The sequence below is a fragment of the Mycobacterium sp. E3247 genome (genome assembly GCF_001667785.1).
Lineage (GTDB): Bacteria > Actinomycetota > Actinomycetes > Mycobacteriales > Mycobacteriaceae > Mycobacterium.
Genome location: NZ_LZJG01000354.1, coordinates 1 through 3244 on the forward strand (window position 1 = coordinate 1; position 3244 = coordinate 3244).

Genomic DNA, 3244 nt, shown 5'->3' on the forward strand with positions numbered 1-3244 from the left:
GCCAGGGTGGGCGCCACTGTAGACGTCGCCGTGGGCACCCCCGGCGTGGTGCCGTGGCCGCCCCCCTGACCACCACCACACCCAACCGCCAACGCGACCACTCCAGCCCCGAGTGCCGAAACGATGAAACGAATCCTCATTTCGTCTCCTTGCTAAAAGGGGCGAAAGCCAATCTTGTTTGCTCGAAGAATATGAGCCCGGCTGGCAGCATGGATCGACTTTCCATCAACTTGCTGGCCGCCGTCACCAGTTCGCAATCGTCGTGGCCGGCATCCTCGGAAGGACCTGCAACACTCCACGGCTTCGCAGCTCTTCCCGTTACCGACGATCGAACGTCGCCGCCCGTTGTCACGGTCAGAGGCCTACGCTTCCCGGCCGGAACTGAAGGCGGGACTGTCCCGCTCGCCACTCACCCGCCGTCGTCGGCTGGCCGGGCCAACGCGCGTGCGACGGCCTTTTCCGCGAAGCGGTAGCCGACGATCTCGAAGCCGATCACCACGGCGATCGGCGCCGTCGTGACGACCAGGAGACATAGCCCCATCGCCATGCCCGACGACGCCAGCAGAACCGCCGCGGCCAGCAGGATCGCCACGAACAGCAGTACCGCCGCAAAGACCACATCGAGGCCGCGGACCAGGTATGCGTACAACGCGAAGATCGCGACGATGTAGAGGCCTACCGGCGCCCCCACCGCCAGCACCGTCTGCGCCGAGTCGAGCTTGGAGCGGTGGTCGAGGAAGTAGGCGGCCGCATTCAGACCTGCCCCGGTGGCGACGACCGTGCCGAAGATGACGATGTGGCCGTAACCGAAAGCCGGGGCCCGGTCCCGGTGGGCGTGCAGGATCGCTCCGGGCGGAAGCACGAAATACACCCACCACATGCCGAACGTCAGGCCGGTTCCCGCCAGCGCCACCAGCACCGCATCCACCGTCCAGCCTTGTACCGCAACCACTGCGGTCAGCGATGCGACGGTACCCAAAACGCCCTCGCCCAGCGCGATGATCGTCAGGAGGCCATAGCGCTCGGCGATGTGGTCAGCGTGCCAGGGGGTTCCGCCGCAGCGATTTTCGGCGATCCACGGCCCCAGCGTCTCGACGAACATCAGGGCGACGTAGATCGCCATCGTCGACGGAATCGAGATGTGCAGAAAGATCGAGGCAACCCATCCGCACTGTGCGGCAGAGATGGTGATCGCGTACGTCAGGCACGCCCGCCGCCGGGCTCGGTCCTGCCTCGCCGCACGTAACCACTGCAGCACCATCCCAATTCGCGTCACGACATAACCGGCGACCAGCACCCGGTTGTCGACGTGCCGCCCCTGCACGATCGAGGAGTACATCGGCGGGATGCCCATGGTGAGGACGACGACACCGACCATCTGCAGCATCGTGGTCAGGCGATAGCCCCAGTCATCGGTGTCGTACGCCGACGAGAACCAACTGAAGTTGACCCACGCCCAGCACACCGCGAACGTCGTGAACGTGAAGCCGACCAACCCGGCCCCAACGTGGTCGGCGGCGAGCTGGCGGGCGAACTCGGAGGCGGACACCCCGAAGGCGACGACGAAGGTCAGGTCGAACAACAGCTCAAGTGGCGTCGCGACGCGGGCGTGCTCATCCGGATCACGCCCGGTCATCCGGCGCAGGTGGTGCGCCAGGGAGTGGCCGGCAGGTCGTTGAGACTCGACTTCGGTCAAGGCTCTCACCTCCCTACGGGCCACACGGGTGCGACGACGGTCGCCGGTCGACGATAGCGCCCACCATGCGCAGCGTCAGCCGGAGCGGAACTGACGCCGATTTCTCGGTCGGCCGATGCGCCGCACCGTTGACCCTGGTCTACTACCACGCGTAGTATTCGGGCTATCCCACCGTGCACAAGGGGGTGCAACGTGAGGTGGAGTTTCGCCCAGATCGGGCTGCTGATCATTTGCGCTTTTCATGTCGCGCAGGCGGTGATCGGCTTCATCATGAATCCGAGCTTCGCGACCGGGCCGGGGGCGCCAACCGTGCAATTGCTCGGAATGGACTACAACGGCTGGCACGCCGTCGCCGGTCTCGCCCTCTTCGCTCCGGGCCTGGTGTTCGCCGTGCGCAAGTCGTGGGCCGTGCTATATCTGCTCCTCGCCGCGATAGCCGGTGCGCTGCCGGGCATTTGGGCGTTTTTCTCGCATCAGGTCGCCTTCGTCTTTACCTTTCCCAACAACGTCACCGACGGAATCGTGCATTTGGTGACCGCCACGGTGATGGTCGCGGTGGCGGGAGTGCAGATCGGGATGGACGGCGGGCTGCGAAACTCGCTCGCCGATCTCCGGAAAGCGCGTTAGCGTTTCATCGAGCTTGAAGCGGCAACGGCCGGCCGTATGGACTTCTGGCCATAATCACGTGACCTAGGTCCCTAGCCGCTATGTCACACATATTCGAAGCTCCGACACATGAAATACCTCATTACCTGCAAGGTTGGGGGCTTGCTCGCCATCACAGCGGTGCTGGCGAACACTGCATGCACCCATCGCGCACCGCCACCGCCGTCGCAAACAACCGGCTCACCAACGACTACGCAGACCACCACGCCAACGTCGTCAACCACGCCGACCACGACCGTCCCGCCCGGTCCGCATTCCGCGGCGGCCGACATCGATTTGCCACCCGGATCGGTTCTCACGAAGACACTCAACAATGTCGACAAGGCCGGGCAACCGATAACACAGGAGTTCTACTCCTACACGGTGCCCTACGACGTCGCCGTGGACTTCGTCGGAAAGCAGTTGTCCCAGAACCTATCCCCGAACGGATGGTATAAGGGCAAGCTTCGGCCATGCCATGGCCGCGTCGCTCCTGATCCTGCCCTGATCCCCCCTCCGTGGCACAACGAGAACTTGACGGAATGGCGGTGGTCCGACGGCAACAGGGCATTGAATGTCGACGTGACCAATCCCGAAAGCAAGGTCATCAAAGAGCCCACGATCTCCATCGCGGACCTGCCGCTCAGTTCGGCCGGGTCCTGCCTGTAGGCGACTTCGAGCGGGCGGCAATCGTTATCGCCCCGCCAGCGCTGCTCATACCGCTTCGATCAAGCAGTTACCGACTTCGCCCCTTCTGCGAGGAGACGAAATGAGGAGTCGTTTCACTGTTTCGGTGCTCGGGGCGGGTGTGGTCGCGTTGGCGGTTGGGTGTGGCGGCGGGCAGGGCGGCGGCCACAACGCCACCTCGGTCGCACCCTCGCCGACGCCCACGGTCGGGCCAAC

Annotated in this window: 3 protein-coding genes; 2 read left to right on the forward strand and 1 reads right to left on the reverse strand. The window is 64.5% G+C overall.

Features of this window, described 5'->3' with window-relative positions:
• Window positions 1-409: 409 nt before the first annotated feature.
• Window positions 410-1696, reverse strand: a complete 1287-nt coding sequence (locus A9X04_RS19425; RefSeq protein WP_369828976.1) for a low temperature requirement protein A — start codon at window positions 1694-1696, stop codon at window positions 410-412.
• A gap of 192 nt (window positions 1697-1888) precedes the next feature.
• Here A9X04_RS19425 and A9X04_RS19430 point away from each other — a divergent pair, with 192 nt between their 5' ends.
• The gene (locus A9X04_RS19430) at window positions 1889-2323 is read left to right on the forward strand and encodes a DUF4383 domain-containing protein (RefSeq protein WP_067923991.1); all 435 of its coding nucleotides are present in this window, start codon (window positions 1889-1891) and stop codon (window positions 2321-2323) included.
• Between the two features lie 141 nt (window positions 2324-2464).
• Complete coding sequence (locus A9X04_RS19440) at window positions 2465-3010, forward strand: hypothetical protein (RefSeq protein ID WP_156764429.1); 546 nt, start codon at window positions 2465-2467, stop codon at window positions 3008-3010.
• Window positions 3011-3244: the final 234 nt, after the last annotated feature.